Source organism: Nitrospiria bacterium (assembly GCA_035498035.1).
GTDB lineage: Bacteria > Nitrospirota > Nitrospiria > JACQBZ01 > JACQBZ01 > JACQBZ01.
The window spans coordinates 47,689-68,241 of the sequence record DATKAN010000034.1 but is presented as its reverse complement, the minus strand read 5'-3'; the positions used below and the strand labels follow the sequence as shown (position 1 = coordinate 68,241).

Here is a 20,553-nt window from a genome sequence, read left to right as displayed (position 1 = left end):
GAGCGGGTGCTTCGAAAGGCCTCGTGCCCGGTGTTGGTCGTGCGTAAACCGGCGCACGACTTCGCCGGTCCGGGTCACGAGCGGGATCCCGTCCGCCTGGGCCGGATTCTTTTCTGTACCGATTTCTCCGAGCATTCCCGGCGGGCCCTGGACCCTGCGCTCTCCCTGACGGAAGAGTACAATGCCGAGCTCACCCTGCTGCACGTGCTGGAGGACATCCCGGGCCCCTCTGAAACGGCGGAGGCCAGAGCGACGGCGATGGAGCGACTGGAAAAACTGATTTCGCCGGAAGTGCGCAAAACGCTCCGGGTCAAAACCGAGGCGCGAATCGGAAAGCCCTACCAGGAGATCATCCGGCTCGCCCTGGACACCCAAACCGACATGGTGATTATGGCCGTGCGCGGCCGCGGCGCCTTGGATCTGGCCGTGTTCGGCTCGACGACATACCGGGTCATACAGTTGGGACCCTGCCCGGTCCTCGCCGTTCAGGTATGAAAGGCCGGATCCCGGCCGCTTCGAAACCCATCCGCCTCCGCGCCGGTCCCGCGCGGGGGGAAGGCCGCGGGTGATATCCAGCGAATGATCACGGAGGAAACCGCATGAAGATCGCACTGATCGGGGCCACGGGTTTTATCGGGTCGGCGCTGGGCGCCCGGGAGGCGCTGAGGCTGCTGCGCGCGGAACGGGACCTGGACTGGACCCTGCTCAGCCCGTCGGCGGTGATCGCTCCGGGAAAGCGCACGGGAACATCCCGGCTCGGCGCCGATCAACTGCTGGTCGATGCCGGGGGGAAGAGCGAGATTTCCCTCGAGGATTATTCCGTCGCCATGATCGACGAGCTCGAAAAGCCGTCGCACCGGCGCGGTCGTTTCACCGTCGGTTATTGAATCCCCACAGGACCGCCCTTTGCGGGGCGTGGCCTGGGAGAGGAACCCTGTGGCCTTGATAAAAATTCATTATAAGATGGCGATGGCCGCGGCCTTGTTGATCCTGTCCTCGGGTTGTGCGGCTCCGAAACCGATGCCGGCCGAGGCCGCAAAACATGTGGAGTCCGGCGTGAAGCTTCAGGAGAAGGGAGATCTGACCGGGGCGATGGCGGAGTACCGCGCGGCCGTCCGGCTGGACCCCGGCGATGCCGTCGCTCACTATAATATGGGGATTGTTCTCGGGCAAAAGGGGGATCTTGAGGGGGCGATCGTGGAATACCGTTCCGCGATCCGCCTGAATCCCAACGACGAAAATCCGCACATCAATCTTGCGGCCGTTCTTATACGAAAAGGGGAGATCGACCCCGCGATCGCGGAATACCGAAGCGCCCTTCGAATCCATCCGGAGCATGCCGTCGCCCACTACAATCTCGGGCTTTCCCTCGGCCGAAAGGGGGATATCGACGGGGCGATGGCGGAGTACCGCGCCGCCCTTCGCCTGAACCCGAACTATGTCGAAGCCCGCTACAATCTCGGGCGCTCGCTCGTCCAAATGGGTCATTATGAAGGGGCGATGGCGGAGTTCCGCAAGGCCATCGAACTGGATCCGGGCGGGGCCGACGGCCACGTCGGCCTCGGGACGGCCCTTGCGGGCCGGGGAGATCTTGATGGGGCGATGGCGGAATTCCGAACCGCCCTTCGCCTGAACCCGAAGCACGCCGGAGCCCACAATCAACTGGGCCTCGCACTGGCCGAGAAGGGGGATGTTGACGGTGCGATGGCGGAGTACCGCACGGCCGTCGGCCTGAACCCGAACGAGCCCTCCGTCCACATCGTCCTTGGGAATGCCCGTCTTGGAAAAAGGGATTACGACGGGGCGGCGGAGGAGTACCGCGCCGCCCTCCGCCTGAACCCGAAGGAGGCCGCCGCCCACATCGGCCTCGGGCTCGCGCTCGAGCACCGGAATGATCCGGAGGGGGCGATGGCCGAGTTTCGCGAGGGCCTTCGCCTGAAACCCGGGGATGCGGCCGCTCATTATAATCTCGGGGTCCTCCTGCGAAAAAAAGGGGATCTGGAGGGTGCGCTGGCGGAGTACCGCACCGCCGTGGGACTGAATCCTCGTCTCCCGCAGCCCCACCTGGGTCTTGGGGCGGTCCTCCTGGTGAAAAAGGATTATGACGGGGCGGCGGAGGAATACCGCACCGCAATCGCCCTGGACCCGAAGGAGGCCGCCGCCCACATCGGCCTCGGGCTCGCGCTCGAGCACCGGAATGATCTGGAGGGGGCGATGGCCGAGTTCCGCGAGGGCCTTCGCCTGAAACCCGGGGATGCGGGCGGACACGCCAACCTCGGGGCCTTGTTTCGCAAAAAAGGGGATCTGGACGGCGCGCTGGCGGAGTACCGCACGGCCGTGGAACTGGACCCCCGTCTCCCCGCGCCCCACCTGGGTCTTGGGGCGGTCCTCCTGGTGAAAAAGGATTATGACGGGGCGGCGGAGGAATACCGCACGGCTATTTCCCTGAACCCCGACGAGGCCGACGGCCATATGGGTCTGGGGGCCGCCCTTCTGGGCCGGGGCAATCTCGGGGGGGCGATGGAGGAATACCAGAGCGCCGTTCGTCTGAGACCGGAGGATGCGGCGGCTCACTTAAATCTCGGGATGGTTCTCCGCAAAATTGGGGACCCCGAGGAGGCGATCGGGGAGTTCCGTGCGATTCTGGACCGGAACCCAAACCATACGGAAGCCCGCTATTATCTCTGTCTGGCCCTCATGAATCAGGGAAAGCTGTCCGAAGCCGAAAAAGAGCTGGAGGAATTCGAAAGAAGGGCCCCGGACAACCCGCTCAATCGCCGAAAAATTGATGAATTGAAGGAACAACTGAATGGGCATACAATGCCCGACATGTAAATAAAGAAAAGGGTCACGGGGACCTTTCCTTGCGGCTCGGGGGCTTGGGGGATTAAGGGATGGAATATCTCAGCGTCCATTTCCCGGAGACGCGGCGCGTGCTGATCGACGGCCGGGACCAGGGCCGAACGGACCGGACGATCGAGTTGGAAGCGGGCACCTACACGGTTTCGCTGTCGCCGTCGGATGACGTCAAACCGAAGAAGCGAAGGGTCCGGCTTTCAAGGACCTCGCCGATTAGACCGAAGGAGATCACGTTTGCCAAGACCTAGCGTTCCCTCCGGCGCCGCGATCCTCTTCGGTCTCTTCGTCCTCGGTTGCGCGCATGCGCCGGTCAACGCGCCGCTGGACCGCTATCGGCCCGACGCGGGCTACCGCTTCGCCGGTCTTGAGCCGGGCGACAACACCGACTCGCTCTTCGTCGTGTTGACCTTCTCCGGCGGGGGGACGCGGGCCGCGTCCCTTTCCTACGGGGTCCTGAAGGCGCTGAGCGAAACCCCGGTCCTCTGGCAGGGGAAGACGAAGCGGCTCTTGGATGAAGTGGACCTGATCTCGACGGTCTCGGGGGGTTCCTTCACCGGGGCGTACTACGCGCTGTTCGGGGACCGGATCTTCAGCGAGTTCGAGTCGCGGTTCCTGAACCGGGATATCGAGGGAGAGCTCACGCGCGCGCTCTGGAATCCCGCGACGCTGATCCGTCTGGCCTCGCCCTCGTTCGACCGGATCGATCTCGCGGCCGAGCTGTACGGCCGGACGATCTTTGAAGACCGGACCTTCGCCGCCCTCGCGTCCCGCCCCCGGCGGCCGTTTATCGTGATCAACGCGACGAACATGTCGCTGGGGGAGCGCTTCGAGTTCACTCAGGACCGTTTCGACCTTCTGGGCTCGGACCTTTCCTCCTATCCGGTGGCGCGCGCCGTGGCGGCCTCCTCGGCCTTTCCGATCCTGCTCAGCCCGATCACGTTGGAGAATTATCCGAGCCCGCCCGGCTATGAACGGCCCGAATGGGTTCAACACGCGCGGGGGGATTATAACCTGAACCGCCGCCGCTATCTCGAGGCCAAGGAGTGGGAGGCCTACAACGACAAGGCCGATCACCCCTACGTCCATCTCCTGGACGGCGGGCTGGCCGACAACATCGGCCTGCGCTATGTCACGGACTCGATCCGGGACGCCGACCGCCCGGGCGGCATCCGTCAGTTGATCAACCAGGGGAAAATCGATAAAATGGCCGTGATCATCGTCAACGCCCGGACGGAACCCTCCGAGCGCATCGACCGGAAGCCCCGGGCCCCGAACGCGGCCGAGGTGGCGATGAAGACCGCGACCGTGGCGATGGACAACTACTCGTTCGAGACGATCGAGCTGGTCAAGGATATCGCCGATGCGAGGGAGCAGGCCCTTCGGTCGGTCCGGGACTGCCGGGCTCTCCTGGCCCAGCGCTGCCCGGCGGCGGCCCCTCCGCCGGCGCTCAAGGGGATGACGTTTTACATCATCGAGGTGAATTTCGAAAACATCGCCGATCCCGGAGAACGGGAGGAATTCCTGTCGCTTCCCACGAGCTTCAAGCTGGACCCGTCGGTCGTGGACCGACTGGTTCAAAAGGGAGGGGAACTGCTGCGCCAGTCTCCGGAGTTCAAGGCCTTGCTGAAGGATCTTCAGGGAGCCCCCACGGCCCGGTAGCGCGTTCCCTCGTTCGAGGCCGAACGGTTCCATCGACGCCAAACCTCAAATCGAAAGGAGAAGGTCATGAGCCCTGCTCGTTGGAAGTCTTCGTTGTCTTCGCTTCTTGGAATTCTCGTCTCCGTCCTGTTCGCGGTCCATCCCGTATCGGCGGCGCCGGATTCCCAGGCCCTGCCGCAGGGGATCGACGTCCTGATCGAGGGGCCGGAACTCTGTCCTCAGAGCGTGTGCGGCGCCGCGATCTTCATCGGGGGGTTCCGGGGCCGGGTGGATTGGAATCCCTCCGCCACAGGGTTGTTCTGGAGCGCCGTGAATCACGACCCGCTTCCGACGGTTCTCGGGGGGACGGCGGATCTCATTCCCAACCCTGATCGGGCGGTGGATTGGGCCCTGTGGGGACTGCCCGCCCATGAGGGGAAGGTGGAAGGCGGCACCCTCACCTGCGTGATGATCGATCCGGCGAACGGGAACGCCTGCGTCGTGTTCGCCATCGCGGCCGCTCTCTCCATCGACGGCGGTGGGACGGCCTGTTTCAACGGGTACCTCGATCACCGGCCGTTGTATCAGGATCCGAAAAAGATCCCGAAGGTGTACGGATCGCTTTCCACCGAATGCCCCTGAACGGGAAGAGAGGGCTTTATGAATCAACGAATCGGACTCCTGACGGGGGCCAACCGGGGAATCGGGTATGAAGTCGCCCGGCAGCTGGCCGAGAGGAATTGGACGGTGATCCTGACGGCGCGCGACGAGGCGAAGGGCCGGAAGGCCGTCGAGGACCTCGCCCGCCCCGGATTCGACGTGCGGTTTCATTGGCTGGATGTTTCGGACCCCGAATCGATCCGTCGCCTGGCCCGCGACCTTGCGGCCGACCCCGGCCGGCTGGACGTCCTGGTGAACAACGCCGGAATCCTGGAAGACGACGACAGGGGTTCGGACCGCGTCCCGATCGGGACGCTTCGCGCCACGATGGAGACGAACTTCTTCGGCCCGTTTGAGCTTTCCCAGGCGCTGCTTCCGCTGCTGAGGAAGAGCGACGACGCCCGGATCATCAATGTATCGAGCGGCCTGGGCCAGCTGAGTGACGGCGGGGGCGGCTACCCCGCCTACAGCATCTCCAAGGCCGCGCTCAACATGATGACGGTCCAGTTCGCCGAGGATCTCGGCGGCCGGGTCAGGGTGAACTCGGTCTGCCCCGGCTGGGTCCGGACCGGGATGGGCGGGCCGGGGGCGCCGCGGAGCGTCGAGAGGGGGGCCGAATCGATCGTCTGGCTTGCGACCGATCCGAAGATCCCGAACGGGAAGTTCATCCGCGACCGGAAGGAGATCGGGTGGTGAAGAGGGACCGGGCCGGATCGGAGGGGGATTCATGACGGCCTTGGAGGACGATTTTTGCGACATCATAAAAAAGGCCCGGACCGGCCAGGGGCGGTCGCTGGCCGAGGTGGCCCAAGAAGTCGGCCGTCCGGAGACCGAGGTCCGACGCCTCGAAAGCGGGGAGCGCCCTCCGACAGGGCCGGAGGTCCGGGCCCTCGGCGAGGCCCTGGGCCTGCGGGTCCACGCCCTGGAGGATATCGCGATCCGGGGCTGGAGGCCGAAGCCGCCGGGGGCGTGGGTCGATACGGACGGTCCGGTCGTGACCGTCCGGGGGGATTACGGCGGGTATGCCGTCAAGGGTTATATCTGTTTTGACCCGGTATCGAGGGAGGCGGTCCTGATCGACACGGCATACGATGCGACCGAGATGCTCGCGCAGGTCCGGCGGCGCGGCCTGAGGCTGACCGGGGTCTGTTTAACCCACGGCCACGCCGATCATGCCGGGGGACTGGATCGCATCGTGGCGGAATGGCCGGTGCCGGTCTATCTGGGTGAGGGCGACCGTGCGCTGCTTTCCTCGAAACCGCCGGAGGGCCTGCTCGCCCCTCTTTCAGACCGGACGACCCTTTGGGTTGGAACCCTGAAAATGGAGGCCCTGGCCACGCCGGGCCATACCCTTGGAGGATACTGCTACCGTGTGTCCCCCGCCGGGCGGAATTTCTGCTTTGTCGGGGACACCCTTTTTGCCGGGTCCATCGGACGTTCCAATCCCCCCTCGCTCTACCCCGTGCATTTGGCCTCCGTTCGGGAAAAACTGCTCGCCCTTCCGGAAGACACGGTATTGTTTCCCGGCCACGGCCCGGCCACAACGGCCCGGGAACAGATGGATCACAACCCGTTTGCCTAGTCCAGGCCCGGAGGATCCCGTAGGGGAGTTTTTTATCTTTACAAGCGGGTAGGCGAAACGGGGCGCCGGATCAGCGGTTCAGCGCCGGCATGTGCTGTTCGGGATAGCGCGTCCCCGCGGCCGCGCCGAGGGGCGCGACTTCATCGATCGAGGCGAGATCGTCCTTCGTCAGTTGAATCGCGAGCGCGCCGACGTTCTCCTCCAGATGGGGGATTTGGGTCGTTCCCGGAATCGGCACGATGTCGGCTCCGCGGGTCAGCAGCCAGGCCAGCGCGAGCTGCGACGGCCGGCAATGCTTCCGGCCGGCGATTTCCTCGATCCGTTTCACGAGGCCCAGGTTCCGCCGGAAATTTTCGCCCTGAAAGCGGGGGAAGATCCGGCGGCGGTCGTCCGGCTCCAGGTCCTCGGCCTTGCGAATCTTTCCGCTTAAGAACCCGCGCCCGATCGGGCTGTAGGCGACGAAGCCGATGCCCAGCTCGCGGCACAGCGGCAGGATCTCGTCCTCGGGCTCCCGGCTCCAGAGCGAATACTCGGTCTGAAGCGCCGCGATCGGATGGACCGCCCGGGCGCGGCGGATCGTGTTCGGTCCCGCCTCCGAGAGCCCCAGATACCGCACCTTGCCCTCGCGCACAAGCCCGGCCATCGCCCCGACCGTTTCCTCGATCGGCGTGGCCGGATCGACCCGGTGCTGATAGTAGAGATCGATCGCCTCCACGCCCAGCCGCTTGAGGCTGGCCTCGCAGGCCGATTTGACATAGTCCGGTTTCCCGTTTATTCCAAGAAAGCTGCCGTCGTTTCCCCGGACATTGCCGAATTTGGTGGCCAGGACCACGCGGTCGCGGCGGTCCCGGATCGCCCGGCCGACCAGCGTCTCGTTGCGCCCGACCCCGTACATGTCGGCCGTGTCCAGAAAATCGATCCCGAGGTCCAGCGCGCGGTGGATCGCCTTGATCGAATCCGCGTCGTCGTGCCGGCCGTAAAACTCGGACATTCCCATGCAGCCCAGCCCGATCGCCGAGACGGCCAGTCCGCCATTTCCCAGGGGTCTTTTTTGCATGATCCCGTCTCCCCCGCCCCGAAGCAAGCCTAAGCCCGCTTCCGGGCGTCCAGTTTCCGCTTCAGCTCGCCCGGTTTGAAAACGCCTTCTTCGGTGATGATCCCGGTAATGTATTTCGCGGGGGTGACGTCGAAGGCCGGGTTCGCGGCCTCCACGTTGGCGGGGGCGACCCGGACCTTTCCGAAGATCGTCGTCACCTCCTCCGGGTTCCTTTCCTCGATGGGGATGGCCTCGCCGGAGGCGATCGAGAAATCGATCGTGGAGGTCGGCGCCGCGACGTAAAAGGGGATCCGGTGGGCCTTGGCCAGCACCGCCACGGAATAAGTGCCGATCTTGTTGGCGGTGTCCCCGTTGGCCGCAATCCGGTCGGCCCCGACGAGGCAGAGCCGGACCGTTCCCTTCTTCATGAAGGCCCCGGCCATGTTGTCCGCGATCAGGGTGGCCGGGATCTTGTTCTGCTGGAGCTCCCACATGGTGAGCCGCGCGCCCTGGAGGACCGGCCGTGTCTCGTCGACCAGGACCTTGAACCGTTTTCCTTCTTCCCACGCCGTGAATAGGACGCCCAGCGCGGTTCCGTGTCCGCCGGTCGCGAGGGCGCCGGTGTTGCAATGGGTGAGGATCGTATCCCCCTCCTGGACGAGCCGTGCGCCGTGGCGGCCCATCGCGAGGTTCCGCTGGATGTCCTCGTCGTGGATCGCCCGGGCCTCCTGGACGAGCCGTTCCTTGATCGACTCGACCGGCCGGTCCTTGTGGATCTGGAGGACCTCGTTCATGCGGTTGAGGGCCCAGAACAGGTTGACGGCCGTGGGGCGCGTCGAGGCCAGAGTGTCACGGATCGGTTTGAGCTGACGGGCGAGGTCGTCGTAGGTGCCGGCCCGGATCCCATTGGCTCCGAGCGCGTAGCCCATGGCCGCCGCGATGCCGATGGCCGGCGCGCCCCGCACCCACAGCTCCTTGATCCCCTTCGCCACGGTCTGATGATCGGGACAGTCCACCCAGACCACTTCGCCCGGAAGACGGGTCTGGTCCAGCATGCGGACGACGGGGCCGTTGGCCCCCAGGTGCCATTCGATCGGTGAGAACATGAAGGCATTGTAATAAAAAATCAGCGCCCCGGTCAAGCGAAGGCCGGAGGCCGCGTGCGAAACCGAGTCGGCGTCGGCCCGGGCACGACGTCGGCCGGGATCGGACCCGGACCGGGGGCTCGGCCCCACAGGTCAAACGTAGTTTCATTGACATTTCGCATTCGACCTGATATTCTCAAACCTCGTCTATGGTCATCGCGGTCCCGAAAGAAATCAAGGACAACGAGTATCGGGTTTCCCTGACGCCGGAGGCGGTCCGCACGGTCGTCCGCTCGGACCATCGGGTATTGGTGGAGCGGAACGCGGGCCAAGGCAGCGGGTATTCCGACCAGGCCTATCTTGCAGTCGGCGCGGAGATCGTAAACGATCGGGCCCGGTTGTTCGGGGAGGCCGATCTGGTCGTGAAGGTCAAGGAGCCCCAGGCCTCCGAATATTCCCTGCTGCAAAAGGGCCAGACGCTCTTCACTTTTCTTCACCTCGCGGCCGACCGGCGCTTGACCGAGGCGCTGCTTCAGCGCGAGGTGATCGCCATCGGCTACGAGACGATCCAAGCGCCGGACGGATCGTTGCCGGTGCTTCGACCGATGAGCGCGATCGCCGGGCGGATGTCGGTCCTGATGGGCGCCTTCTATCTCCAGAAGATTCATGGGGGGAGCGGGGTGCTCCTGCCCGGGGTTCCGGGCGTGCCGCCGGCCCGCGTCGTCGTTCTGGGCGCCGGGACGGTCGGAACCAACGCCGTCCAGATGGCATTGGGACTGGGCGGACAGGTGACTCTGTTCCATCGGGAGACGGATCGCCTTCAGAACCTGGAAGAGGCGGCGGTGACCGGCAAGGTCATCCTTCGGCTCTTGAAACCGGAGCTGATCGAGCAGGCGGTCCAGAGCGCGGATCTGGTGGTCGGCGCCGTGCTGGTGACCGGGGCGAAGGCCCCCAAACTGGTCGGCCGGAGCCTCGTGGCCGGGATGCGCCGCGGTTCCGTGATCGTGGATGTCTCGATTGATCAGGGCGGGTGCATCGAGACCTCCCGAGCGACGACCCATTCGGATCCGGTTTACGTCGTGGACGGCGTGATCCATTATTGCGTCGCCAACATGCCGGGGGCCTTTCCGCGGACCGCGACATCGGCCCTGGTCGGCGTCACGCTGCCGTATCTATTGGAATTGGCCGATCTGGGTGTGGCGGCGGCCTGTCGCCGCGATCCCGCGTTGGCCAAGGGGGTCAATATCTACAAGGGAAAGGTCACGAGTGCGGGGGTGGCCGAGGCCCATGGATTGAAATACGAGGAATGGCGGTGAGGAGTAAAGAGTGAGGAGTGAGGAGACGATACGTTTTCTCCTCACTGCTCACTACTTACTATTCACTTTGAAAAACGGGGCGTAGCGCAGCCCGGTAGCGCGCCAGCTTCGGGAGCTGGATGTCCGCGGTTCAAATCCGCGCGCCCCGAAAAATTTGCACCGAAAATTTTTGGATCATTGGAGCATTGGAAAATGGACAGGGCCCACAATGCGGTCCATTTTCCATTGCTCTAATGTTCAGGGATCGGCTGCGTGATGCAAATCCGCGCGCCCCGACCGGTTTTATTTGAAAACGAATCGATCCGAATTTTATTGACGGGTCCTGTATAGACGTCACGTCGTCTGGAAGGGGCCCGTTTTTTTGTCTTTTCATGCGGTTTGATCCTTATTTCTGCTCGAAGCAACCCGCCGACTTTCTTGACAGCAATCAAACTCTCCGCTATTTTTTATTAATTGAGCGTTCGGGTGTTGGAAACCCGGGAACGGAGGGTGAACGATGAAATCCGCAGATATGACCGTAACGATGGTGGGCAGTTACGATATGAGCCTTGTCTTCCTGTCTTATGTTATCGCGGCCGTGGCCTCATTCGTCGCGCTCGATCTGGCCGGGCGCGTGACGGCCAGTCAAGGTTCGGCCCGGAAACTCTGGCTCATGGGGGGGGCGATCGCCATGGGGGTTGGAATATGGTCGATGCACTTTATCGCCATGCTGGCGTTCAGTCTGCCGGTGACGGTTTCCTATGACACGATGACGACGGCGGCTTCGCTGCTGGCCGCGGTCGCGACATCCGGAATCGCGCTGTTCATCGTGAGCCGGGACGCCATGGGCCTGGTCCCGCTGGTTTCCGGATCCGTTCTTATGGGGGTCGGCATCGGGACGATGCATTATACCGGAATGGCGGCCATGCGGCTTGACGCCACCATGTGGTACGACAGGACCTTCTTTGCGGCGTCCATTGTCGTGGCGATCGTGGTGTCGCTGGTCGCGCTGTGGCTCGCCTTCCATCTACGGGGCGAGACCAGCGGAATCGGGACCTTGCAAAAGATCGTGAGCGCGCTGGTGATGGGGGCGGCGATCGTGGGCATGCATTTCACGGGTCAGTTGGCCACCAACTTCACGCCCACCGCGGCATCGATGGGGGTCCAGGGGGCGGCCGCCGCCTCGGGACGTTCCGGGCTGGCCGCGGCGGTGGGGATAACGACGGGTTTGATTCTGTGTCTTGCATTGGTGAGCTCCTTTCTGAATCGGAAGACCGATTCCCACGTGCCGAAGCAGGCCGGGGTCTCGCATTGAACGGTTCAAAACCCCCGAGTGCTTTCCGGGCTCGGGGGTTTCCATCTTGACTGTCTTCCCATCCATCCTAAATCTGGGACCGCTTCGTGAGCCGGGCGAATCATAAAAGGGCGGGGCTGAGTCTGACCTTAAAGTTCATGCTCTTTGTGAACTCGCTCTTCATCGTCATGGGCTCGATCCTGGCCGTCATCCTCATCATCGGTTTCAACCGGTCCTCCCAGGAACAGCTCCAGGAGCGGGGCCTGGTGATCGTTAATAATATCGCGCGGAGCAGCCTGGACGCGATCTTGCAAAAGGACCCGTCTTCCCTGAAACAGATGATCAAGGGGATCGGTGAGGAAACCGATCTGGCCTATATCGTCGTGGTGAATTCCATGGGCGAGGTCGTGGCCCACACGGATGAATCGGAGGTCGGAAAAACCCTCAACGATCCTCTCACCCAGCAGGCCCTGAGGATCGACCGACCCAACGTTTTCCGTTATACTCTGGGGTCGAAGGACTTTTACGATATCGCGGCCCCCGTCTTTACCGGCGATCCTTCCGCGCCCTCGGAGGGTCAAAAGGGCGAAGCGGCCCCGGGTTCCAATAAGGCCGGAGTGGTCCGTCTAGGGGTTTCGCTGCAGCGCCTGGAGGATCAATTACGGCACTCGCTCGTCCTGACGGTTTCGGTCCTGGGAATTCTGGTCGGATCGGGGGTGTTTATATCCCTGTTTTTCGTCCGGCTCATGATCGCACCCTTGCAACGGATGACGCAGGTCGCCTCCCAGATCGCCGGCGGGAATTTCAGCCACACGGTCGAAGCCGCCACGGACGACGAGGTTGGGATTCTGGCGGGCGCTTTCTCGCAAATGTCGACCAGCCTGAAAGGAATGATACAGCAGATCCACCGCCTCTCCCAGCAGGTGGCTTCCGTGGCGGGGGAAATGCTGGCCGATGCCAAGCGGGTCAGCGAGGGTGCGGACCGTCAAGCCCGGGAGGCCGAAAGAACATCGTTTTCGATCGAGGAGATGAACGACGCCGTCGAGAGCACCTCGGAGGACCTCGACAGCCTCTCCTCCTCCGCGGAAGAGACCTCTTCATCGCTGCTGGAGATGAGCGCCTCGATCGACCAGGTGTCCGAAAACGCGACCACGCTCTCCGCATCGGTGGAGGAAAGCGCCGCTTCCCTGGGTCATATGTCCGACTCCATCCGGCGGGTGGTGGAGCGTGCCGAGGCCCTGTCAAGCAGCGCCCGGGAGACCACCGCGTCGTTCGGGCATATGAACAGGTCCATTCGGGACGTGGAAACCAGCGCGAAGGAATCCGCTCGCTTGACGGAAACGGTTAGCCAGGATGCCGGCGAGCTGGGGACCGTATCCATCGAGAAGACCATCGAGGGCATGGAACGGATCCGGATGACCGTCGAAAAGGCGTCGCAGGTAATCCATAAGCTGGGCGAGCGCACCGAGCATATCGGGACGATTTTGACGGTCATCGAAGATGTGACAAACCAAACCAATCTGCTGGCCCTGAACGCCGCCATCCTGGCCGCGCAGGCGGGGGAGCAGGGGAAGGGCTTTTCCGTCGTGGCCGGCGAGATCAAACAGCTGGCGGACCGAACCTCGGCCTCCACGAAGCAGATCGCCCAGCTGATTCAGGACGTTCAATCGGAGGCCAAAGAGGCGGTCGCGTCGATCCAGGAAGGCGCCCGGAGCGTGGAAGACGGAATCCGTCTTTCCGGCAGCGCGCGGGATTCGCTCGCCAAGATTCTGGTCGGATCCAAACAGTCCTCCGAAATGTCGCGCCGCATTGAAAAACTGACCGTTGATCAGGTTCAGTCCACCGTCCAGGCCGTTCGGCTCATGGAAAAAATGAACGCCTTGACCGGAGAGGTCAACGCGATCATGAAAGAAATGGAAAGCGGCATCCTCAATATCATGAAGGCCGCCGCCAGGATGCGATCGATCACAGAACAGGTCAAAATCTCCACGGAAGAGCAGGCCAACGGCAGCAAACAAATCAGCGGCGCCATGGGGAACGTGACCCTGCGTATTCAACAGATCGCCAAGGCCATGACCGGACAGAAGCAGGGCCATGAGGTGATCCGGAAGTCGATTCTGGAAATTCATCAGATCGCCCAGCAGAGTGTGCCGATGGCCCAGAAGATGAGCCGGTCGGTGGAGGAGGTCTTAAAACAGACGGAACGGCTGAGGGAGGAGATGGCCAGATTCAAAATCACCTGATCCTCCCCCGTGTATTTCCCGTCCCCCCGCCATGGATCCCACCCTCCGGTCTCAAGCCTAATCCGGTCGCCTCGCCCGACCGGTCCTCCCCGAGACTTCGGTCGGCGCCCGATGAATTTTCTTGCCATACGGGCCGTTGTTTATTACAATAACCGCCATCGAAGTTCGGTCTCGATTCGCTCATCTTTTTCCCCCAGATCTCGAAAACCGGGAGAAGGGTCGTGTCTTTATTCGTTTATGCCTGTTTTTGCCGAGATTCTTGTCAGCGGGCGGGTTCAGGGTGTCTATTTCCGGGCGTTCGCGCAGGAGGCGGCGCTACGACTGGGCCTGACCGGTTTCTGCCGCAACCTGGCCGACGGCGCCGTTGAGGTGGTGGCGGAGGGGGACCGGGAGGTGATCGAGATCCTGATCGATCAATTGCGAATCGGACCGCCACGCGCGAAGGTCGAGGCGATCCAGGTCAACTGGAAAACGGGCGAGAAAGGCTTTAAGGATTTTTCGATCCGATATCGTTCCTAGCCGTCCGTCATCACGACGCGGCCAACGCCAAAAGCAGAGGGGCTCCGACATGACCAGTTTTTCCGACGACGAGGATAAATCCAACCGCCTGGACGAGGAGTCCGAGCCGGTCGAGGCCGGCCTGGACGAGGGGGCGGAGGAGAAGCCCGAGGCCGAGCCGGCCGAAACGATGGACGCCATCAAGAGCTACCTGAAAGAGATCCGCAAATCGGTCCTGCTGACCTTTGAGCAGGAGCAGAATCTTGGAAAGCGGATTCAGGAGCAAGGGGACGAGGACGCCCGCCGTCAGATGATCGAGTCCAACCTCCGTTTGGTGGTGAGCATGGGCAAGCGCTACATCAACCGCGGCCTGCCCTTCTCGGACATCATCGAAGAAGGAAACATCGGGCTGATCCGCGCCGTTGAAAAGTTCGATTACAAGCGCGGTTTCAAGTTCAGCACCTACGCCTCCTGGTGGATCCGGCAGGCCATCGAACGGGCGATCATCAATCAGAGCAAGATGATCCGTCTGCCGGTGCATGTGGTCGAGAAGCTCAACCACTACATGGCCATCTCGGAGCAGTTGATGCAGGAGATAAATCAAGTTCCCAGCGCGAAGGAAGTGGCCCGCCGGATGAAGGTCAAAGAGGACGAAATCCTGGAAATCCAGCAGCTCATTCGAAAAACCTATTCGCTGGACAGCCCGATCGGGGGCCGGGAGGACACCTCGCTGAAGGACGTCATCGAGGACACGTCGCAGATGCCGCCCTCGATCATGGCCATCGGAATCCGAAACCGGGAAGAGATCGAAAAATGGCTCGCGACGCTCAAAGAGAACGAACGCAAGGTGGTCACCCTGCGCTTCGGCCTGGCCGGCGAGATGTCGCATACCTTGGAGGAGATCGGAAATGTTTTCGGCCTGACGCGGGAGCGGGTTCGGCAGATCGAGCACTCGGCCATCACCAAGCTGCGCGCGATCATCGACCAGAAGACGATCAAACCGGAGGAGATCCTCTGATGAACCCCCCGCGTCCTCAACGCCCGGGCCGGCTCAACGGCCTGAAATCGGCGATTCGCGAAATCCCGGACTTCCCCAAGAAGGGGATCCTTTTCTACGATATCACGACCCTGCTCAAGGACCCGAAGGCCTTCTCCGCGATCCTGGAGGCCCTGACCCTTGCCTACAAAAACACCGGCGTCCATAAAGTGGTCGCCATCGAGGCGCGGGGCTTCATCTTCGGGGCCCCGCTGGCGCACCTGCTGAACGCCGGGTTCGTTCCGATGCGGAAACCGGGAAAATTGCCGGCGGACGTGTACGAGTCCACCTATTCCCTGGAGTACGGAAAAAACACGATCGCCGTGCATCGGGATGCGATCGCGCGGGGCGAGCGCGTTCTTCTCGTGGACGATCTGCTGGCGACGGGCGGCACGATGGCGGCGGCGGTGGACCTGGTCCGGCAGCTGGGCGGCGAGATTTGCGGCCTGGCCTTCCTGGTGGAGCTCACCGAACTGAAGGGTCGTGATAAATTAAAGGATCACGATATCCTCTCCCTGATCCAGTATTGACCCCCTCGCGCCTATGTCCCCGCGTTGATTTGTGCTACAATTATATCCATTCGGAAGGCCGCGATGGAACCTCTCGGGATCTCCTTTCTCTGGCATCACCACCAGCCCTATTATAAAGACACGCTCACCGGCGACTACAGGCTTCCGTGGGTCCGCTTGCACGCGATCCGGGCCTATCACGACATGGCCGCGGTGTTAAAAGACTTTCCGGAGATCCGCGTCACCGTGAACCTGGTCCCGTCGTTGCTGCTCCAGTTGCAGGATTACGAGGAGGGGAGGGCCAGGGATTTGTTTCTGGAGAAGACGCTCAAGCCGGCCGCGGACCTTGATCCGGAAGAGCGGCGTTTCCTTTTGCGGTATTTTTTCATGGCCAACCGGGAGACGATGGTGGAACCCTGGCCGCGGTACGACGAGCTCCTGCGGCGACGCGGAGTCCGTTGGGATGAGGACGGCCTGCGATCCGTCGCCGGGGGATTCGGGCCGAAGGATTATCGGGACCTCCAGGTGCTATTCAACCTGGTCTGGTTCGGGTTCAAGGCCGTGGAGCGGTCGCCGACGCTTCAGGAGCTCCGGCGAAAAGGCCGGGATTTTACGGAAGCGGACAAGGCCGAGGTGATCCGATGCCAGCAGGACGTGCTCCGGGGCGTGATCCCGCTTTACCGTGACCTGGAGTCGGCCGGTCAGATCGAGCTGACCACCAGTCCGTTTTTCCACCCCATCCTGCCCTTAATCTACGACACCGATATCGCGCGCCGGTGCATGCCGCACGCGACCCTGCCGGAGCGTTTCCAGGCGCCGGAGGACGCGGGGGCGCAAATCCTGCGGGCGGTGGAGTACCACGCCCGGCGGCTCGGACGCAGGCCCCTGGGCTGCTGGCCGTCGGAAGGATCGGTCTGTCCCGAGATCATCCCGCTCCTGGCCGAGGCCGGCATCCGGTGGATCGCGACGGACGAGGAGATCCTGCTGCAGTCGTTGCCGACCCGTTCCCGGCTCGAGGCGCTCTACCGGCCCTATCTTGTGGAGTCCGAAGGCCGGGAGCTGGCGATCGTGTTCCGGGACCAGGATCTGTCCAACCGGATCGGATTTTCGATGGGGCGCATGGACCCCCGCTCGGCCGTCGACGACTTATTCAAGCGGTTTCAGGCCATCCAGGATGCCACGGCCGGTCAGGCCGGCCGCGCGCTGGCGACGATCATCCTGGACGGGGAAAATCCATGGGAGTATTATCCCGAGGGCGGAAAACATTTTCTGAACGAACTGTACGGACGCCTTTCCGCCTCAGATCGTTTCCGGACCGCCCGAATCACGGACGCGATCGAATCCCAACCGCCCGCGCAGCGGATCGGCCGTCTCCATTCCGGCTCCTGGATTCATCATGATTTCGACATCTGGATCGGCTCCGAGGAAGAGAACCAGGCCTGGGATTACCTGAACCGCACTCGCAGGGCGCTCGGCCCTCTCCTCAACGACGGCGCCGTCCCGGCGGCGCGGCGCGAGGCGGCGCGGGAGGCGATCTACGCGGCCGAGGGCAGCGACTGGTTCTGGTGGTACGGGGACGATTTCTCCAGCGCGCACGACGAAGAGTTCGACCGGCTGTTCCGGGATCACCTCGCCGGCGCCTTCCGGCATCTGGGACGGGAGGTCCCCGAATACCTGTCGCGGCCCATCATCCACCTCCACCCCGCCAAGCACGTGGACGAGCCGGTGAACTTCATCCATCCCACCTTGGACGGAAAGCGCACCACCTATTTTGAGTGGCGGGGGGCCGGTTTCTACGACGCGACGCGTCGCAGCACGCGGTTCGGAGAGGCGATCCTGATCTCGGCCATCTTCTATGGATTTGATCAGACGCATTGTTACTTGCGCATCGATCCGGCGGAGGGTTGCGGTCCGGAAAAACGCAAACGGTATGAGCTCCATATCCATTTCTTCAACGGTCCGGTGGAGTATCGCTGGGTGATCCCCTGCGCCCCGGCCGAAGCGCCGCGGGTGGTCGTCCACCGGAGCTCGGACGGGATTCGCTACGAGCCGTTGGGAGAGGCGGGCACCCTGGCCATGGGTAAAATCATCGAGCTGGCCCTTCCCTTCGCGTGGCTGGGCTGGAAGCCGAAGGAACGGCGGCATTTTATTCTCGAGATCCGGGAAAAAGAGAAGGTGATCGCCACCTATCCTCCCAACGGCTACCTCACGCTTGAGGTGCCGGATCGGGACTTTGAACAGTTGATGTGGAGCGTTTGAAAGGAGGAGTTTACCGACGATGCCTGAGTTGCGGAAAGACCCGATTGTCGGACGATGGGTGATCATCGCCACCGAACGCGGCAAGCGATCCAACGACTATCGTCCCGTGGGCCCCGCCCCGGGGATGGAACCCCGTTTTTGCGCGTTCTGCCCCGGCAACGAGGACAAGACGCCGCCCGAGATACTGGCCTACCGCCCGGAAGGCTCGAGACCGAACACGCCGGGGTGGACCGTCCGGGTGATTGCGAACAAATTTCCGGCCCTTCGGGTCGAAGGGGGGCTCAATCGTGAAGGAGAAGGGATTTACGACAAGATGAACGGTGTGGGCGCGCACGAAGTGTTCATCGAAACTCCGGATCACAAGCAGACCCTGGCCACTCTCGCCGCCAAGCAGGTGGAGGATGTCCTGTGGAGCTTCCGCGACCGGATCCTGGATTTGAAAAAAGACAAGCGGTTTCGCTTCATCCTGCTGTTCAAGAACTACGGCGAGGCGGCGGGGGCCAGCGTTGAGCACGGACATTCTCAGCTGATCGCCATGCCCATCGTCCCCCAAAACGTGCTCGATGAGCTCAAGGGTGCAAAGGAGTATTACAATTTCAAGGAACGATGCATCTTTTGCGATATCGTTCGCCAGGAACTGACTTCCAAGGTCCGCCTGGTGAGCGAGAATGAGCATTATGTCTGCATCGCCCCGTATGCGGCCCGCTTTCCCTTCGAGACCTGGATCCTTCCCAAGACCCACGATCCGTATTTTGAAGATTCGCAGAAATATGAATTCGAGGCGCTCTCCCGAATTTTAAGCGATACGTTGAAGCGCCAGAACAAGGCCCTCAACAACCCCCCCTACAATTTCATCATTCATAGTTCGCCGTTTAATCAAGCCTATCACGATGAGGATTATTATCACTGGCATCTGGAGATCATGCCGCATGTGACTCAAATTGCGGGTTTCGAAAGAGGAACGGGGTTTTACATCAACCCGACGCCCCCGGAAGAGGCCGCAAAGTTCCTCCGCGAAGTGGAGACGGGGGATTAGTGCGGATCCTTTTTGCCGCATCGGAAGTCACTCCCTTTGCCAAGACCGGCGGCCTGGCCGATGTGGCCGGGGCGCTCCCGGCCGCCCTCGCCCGATCGGGGCACGAGGTCAAGGTGGTGATGCCCCGCTACGGCGCGGTGGATGAAAAACGCTGGGGACTCCGGTCGCGGGGCGATTTCACGGTTCGATTGGCGGGGAAAGACTATCCATTCGGACTTTGGTCCGCGCCCCTTCCCGATACCCCGGTCGAGGTCCTGTTTGTGTCGCACGAGGGTCTATTCGGGCGTCAGGAGCTGTACCAGGAAAAAGGCAAGGACTATCCCGATAATCTGGAGCGGTTCGCGGCCTTCAGCCGGGCCGTACTGGAAATACCGAAACGGCTGGACTGGTCGCCCGACGTTCTGCACGGGAACGACTGGCAGACGGCGCTGGTCTTCGTCTACCGGCGGGTTTTCTTTCCCGCCGAACCCCTCTACCTCAGGACCGGCCTCTTGTTTACGATTCACAACCTGGGCTACCCGGGCCTGTTTCCGGGGAGCGAGTTCGCCCGGCTGGGCCTCCCTCCCAAATATTTCTCCCCCGACGGGCTGGAGTTTTTCGGGAAACTGAATCTGCTGAAGGCCGGGCTGGTGTTTGCCGGTATCCTCAACACGGTCAGCCCGAACTACAGCCGGGAGATCCAGACCCGGGAGTTCGGCCAGGGTTTGGAAGGGGTGCTCCAGACCCGCCGGCCGGACCTCTTCGGGATCGTCAACGGCGTGGATTACCGGAAGTGGGATCCGGCCCATGACCCCTCCATCGCCCAGGCGTATGACGCCCGGAACCTGAAAGGAAAATGGGCGTGCAAGGAGGCGCTGCAGAAGGAGTGTCGTCTCCCGGTGAAGGACGTTCCGCTGATCGGCATGATTACGCGACTGACGCCGCAGAAGGGGACGGACCTGGTGATCGAGGTGCTGGATGAGTTGATGCGCTTGAATCTCCAGCTGGTCGTCCTCGGCACCGGAGACCCGGCCCTTCAGCAAAAACTCAAGCAGGCAATGCAGCGTTACCCGGAGAAACTATCGGTCCACCTCGCCTTCGATGAGGCCCTGTCCCACCGCATCGAGGCCGGGTCGGACCTGTTTCTCATGCCGTCCCGCTACGAACCCTGCGGATTGAACCAGTTGTACAGTCTGCGCTATGGGACGATTCCCGTGGTGCGAAAGACCGGCGGGCTGGCCGACACCGTCGTCGACGCGACCCCGTCCAACGTGGCGGAGGGAAAGGCCACCGGGTTTGTGTTCGAGCAGGCCAGCTCCCATGAGCTGCTCACCACGGTGCAACTGGCCCTGAAGCTGTTCCGGGAAAAGGATCCCTGGTACCGGATGATGCGGGCCGGCATGGCGGCCGACTTTTCGTGGGATCACTCGGCCAAAGAATACGAGAAGCTCTACCGCCTGGCGATCGGGAGGGAGTCCGGCCCGGCGAAGCCGGAAAAAACAGGCCCCGCATAGGTAGGGGCCACCCGCCGGGTCGCCCTGGAT

19 protein-coding genes and 1 tRNA gene are annotated in these 20,553 nt (G+C 62.6%); 18 read left to right on the top strand and 2 right to left on the bottom strand.

What is annotated here, in order from left to right:
* From VMN77_07235 to VMN77_07200, 8 genes are all read left to right on the top strand, one after another.
* Nucleotides 1-495: universal stress protein (locus VMN77_07235; protein HTN43575.1), on the top strand; the 495-nt coding region annotated here is incomplete at its 5' end.
* 104 nt (nt 496-599) lie between these two features.
* The gene (locus tag VMN77_07230; protein HTN43574.1) at nt 600-887 is read left to right on the top strand and encodes a hypothetical protein; all 288 of its coding nucleotides are present in this window, start codon (nt 600-602) and stop codon (nt 885-887) included.
* Nucleotides 888-936: 49 nt separating this feature from the next.
* The gene (locus VMN77_07225; GenBank protein ID HTN43573.1) at nt 937-2,835 is read left to right on the top strand and encodes a tetratricopeptide repeat protein; all 1,899 of its coding nucleotides are present in this window, start codon (nt 937-939) and stop codon (nt 2,833-2,835) included.
* A gap of 59 nt (nt 2,836-2,894) precedes the next feature.
* On the top strand, nt 2,895-3,107 hold the full coding sequence (locus VMN77_07220) for a PEGA domain-containing protein (protein ID HTN43572.1): 213 nt from the start codon (nt 2,895-2,897) through the stop codon (nt 3,105-3,107).
* Entirely contained in the window at nt 3,094-4,518 is a 1,425-nt protein-coding gene (locus tag VMN77_07215; GenBank protein ID HTN43571.1) for a patatin-like phospholipase family protein, read from the top strand. The genes VMN77_07220 and VMN77_07215 overlap by 14 nt, the downstream gene beginning before the upstream one ends.
* Nucleotides 4,519-4,584: 66 nt before the next feature.
* Nucleotides 4,585-5,139 (top strand): hypothetical protein, encoded by a 555-nt coding sequence (locus VMN77_07210; protein ID HTN43570.1) that lies wholly within the window; start codon nt 4,585-4,587, stop codon nt 5,137-5,139.
* 18 nt (nt 5,140-5,157) lie between these two features.
* The gene (locus VMN77_07205; GenBank protein HTN43569.1) at nt 5,158-5,853 is read left to right on the top strand and encodes an SDR family oxidoreductase; all 696 of its coding nucleotides are present in this window, start codon (nt 5,158-5,160) and stop codon (nt 5,851-5,853) included.
* A 31-nt stretch (nt 5,854-5,884) separates the two neighbouring features.
* Nucleotides 5,885-6,739 (top strand): MBL fold metallo-hydrolase, encoded by an 855-nt coding sequence (locus VMN77_07200; protein ID HTN43568.1) that lies wholly within the window; start codon nt 5,885-5,887, stop codon nt 6,737-6,739.
* Nucleotides 6,740-6,809: 70 nt separating this feature from the next.
* On the opposite strand, the gene VMN77_07195 is transcribed toward VMN77_07200, so the two are convergent.
* Both VMN77_07195 and mtnA read right to left on the bottom strand, forming a co-directional pair.
* Complete coding sequence (locus tag VMN77_07195) at nt 6,810-7,796, bottom strand: aldo/keto reductase (GenBank protein ID HTN43567.1); 987 nt, start codon at nt 7,794-7,796, stop codon at nt 6,810-6,812.
* A 29-nt stretch (nt 7,797-7,825) separates the two neighbouring features.
* Nucleotides 7,826-8,881, bottom strand: coding sequence for an S-methyl-5-thioribose-1-phosphate isomerase (gene mtnA / locus VMN77_07190; GenBank protein HTN43566.1), 1,056 nt, complete (start codon nt 8,879-8,881; stop codon nt 7,826-7,828).
* A gap of 188 nt (nt 8,882-9,069) precedes the next feature.
* Between mtnA and ald the strand changes: the two genes are divergently transcribed.
* From ald to glgA, 10 genes are all read left to right on the top strand, one after another.
* On the top strand, nt 9,070-10,176 hold the full coding sequence (gene ald, locus VMN77_07185; protein ID HTN43565.1) for an alanine dehydrogenase: 1,107 nt from the start codon (nt 9,070-9,072) through the stop codon (nt 10,174-10,176).
* A gap of 75 nt (nt 10,177-10,251) precedes the next feature.
* Nucleotides 10,252-10,325, top strand: a tRNA-Pro gene (locus VMN77_07180).
* A 347-nt stretch (nt 10,326-10,672) separates the two neighbouring features.
* Nucleotides 10,673-11,470 carry an MHYT domain-containing protein gene (locus VMN77_07175; protein HTN43564.1) on the top strand — a complete coding sequence of 266 codons (798 nt, stop codon included), beginning with the start codon at nt 10,673-10,675 and terminating at the stop codon, nt 11,468-11,470.
* Between the two features lie 86 nt (nt 11,471-11,556).
* Entirely contained in the window at nt 11,557-13,692 is a 2,136-nt protein-coding gene (locus VMN77_07170) for a methyl-accepting chemotaxis protein (GenBank protein HTN43563.1), read from the top strand.
* Nucleotides 13,693-13,929: 237 nt separating this feature from the next.
* Nucleotides 13,930-14,211, top strand: a complete 282-nt coding sequence (locus VMN77_07165; GenBank protein HTN43562.1) for an acylphosphatase — start codon at nt 13,930-13,932, stop codon at nt 14,209-14,211.
* A 49-nt stretch (nt 14,212-14,260) separates the two neighbouring features.
* Nucleotides 14,261-15,208 (top strand): sigma-70 family RNA polymerase sigma factor, encoded by a 948-nt coding sequence (locus tag VMN77_07160; protein HTN43561.1) that lies wholly within the window; start codon nt 14,261-14,263, stop codon nt 15,206-15,208.
* Complete coding sequence (locus VMN77_07155; protein ID HTN43560.1) at nt 15,208-15,756, top strand: adenine phosphoribosyltransferase; 549 nt, start codon at nt 15,208-15,210, stop codon at nt 15,754-15,756. Before VMN77_07160 ends, VMN77_07155 begins: the two co-directional genes overlap by 1 nt.
* A gap of 63 nt (nt 15,757-15,819) precedes the next feature.
* Complete coding sequence (locus VMN77_07150) at nt 15,820-17,994, top strand: glycoside hydrolase family 57 protein (GenBank protein ID HTN43559.1); 2,175 nt, start codon at nt 15,820-15,822, stop codon at nt 17,992-17,994.
* A gap of 19 nt (nt 17,995-18,013) precedes the next feature.
* The gene (gene galT / locus VMN77_07145) at nt 18,014-19,030 is read left to right on the top strand and encodes a galactose-1-phosphate uridylyltransferase (protein HTN43558.1); all 1,017 of its coding nucleotides are present in this window, start codon (nt 18,014-18,016) and stop codon (nt 19,028-19,030) included.
* Nucleotides 19,030-20,523, top strand: coding sequence for a glycogen synthase GlgA (gene glgA / locus VMN77_07140; protein ID HTN43557.1), 1,494 nt, complete (start codon nt 19,030-19,032; stop codon nt 20,521-20,523). Before galT ends, glgA begins: the two co-directional genes overlap by 1 nt.
* Nucleotides 20,524-20,553 lie beyond the last annotated feature (30 nt).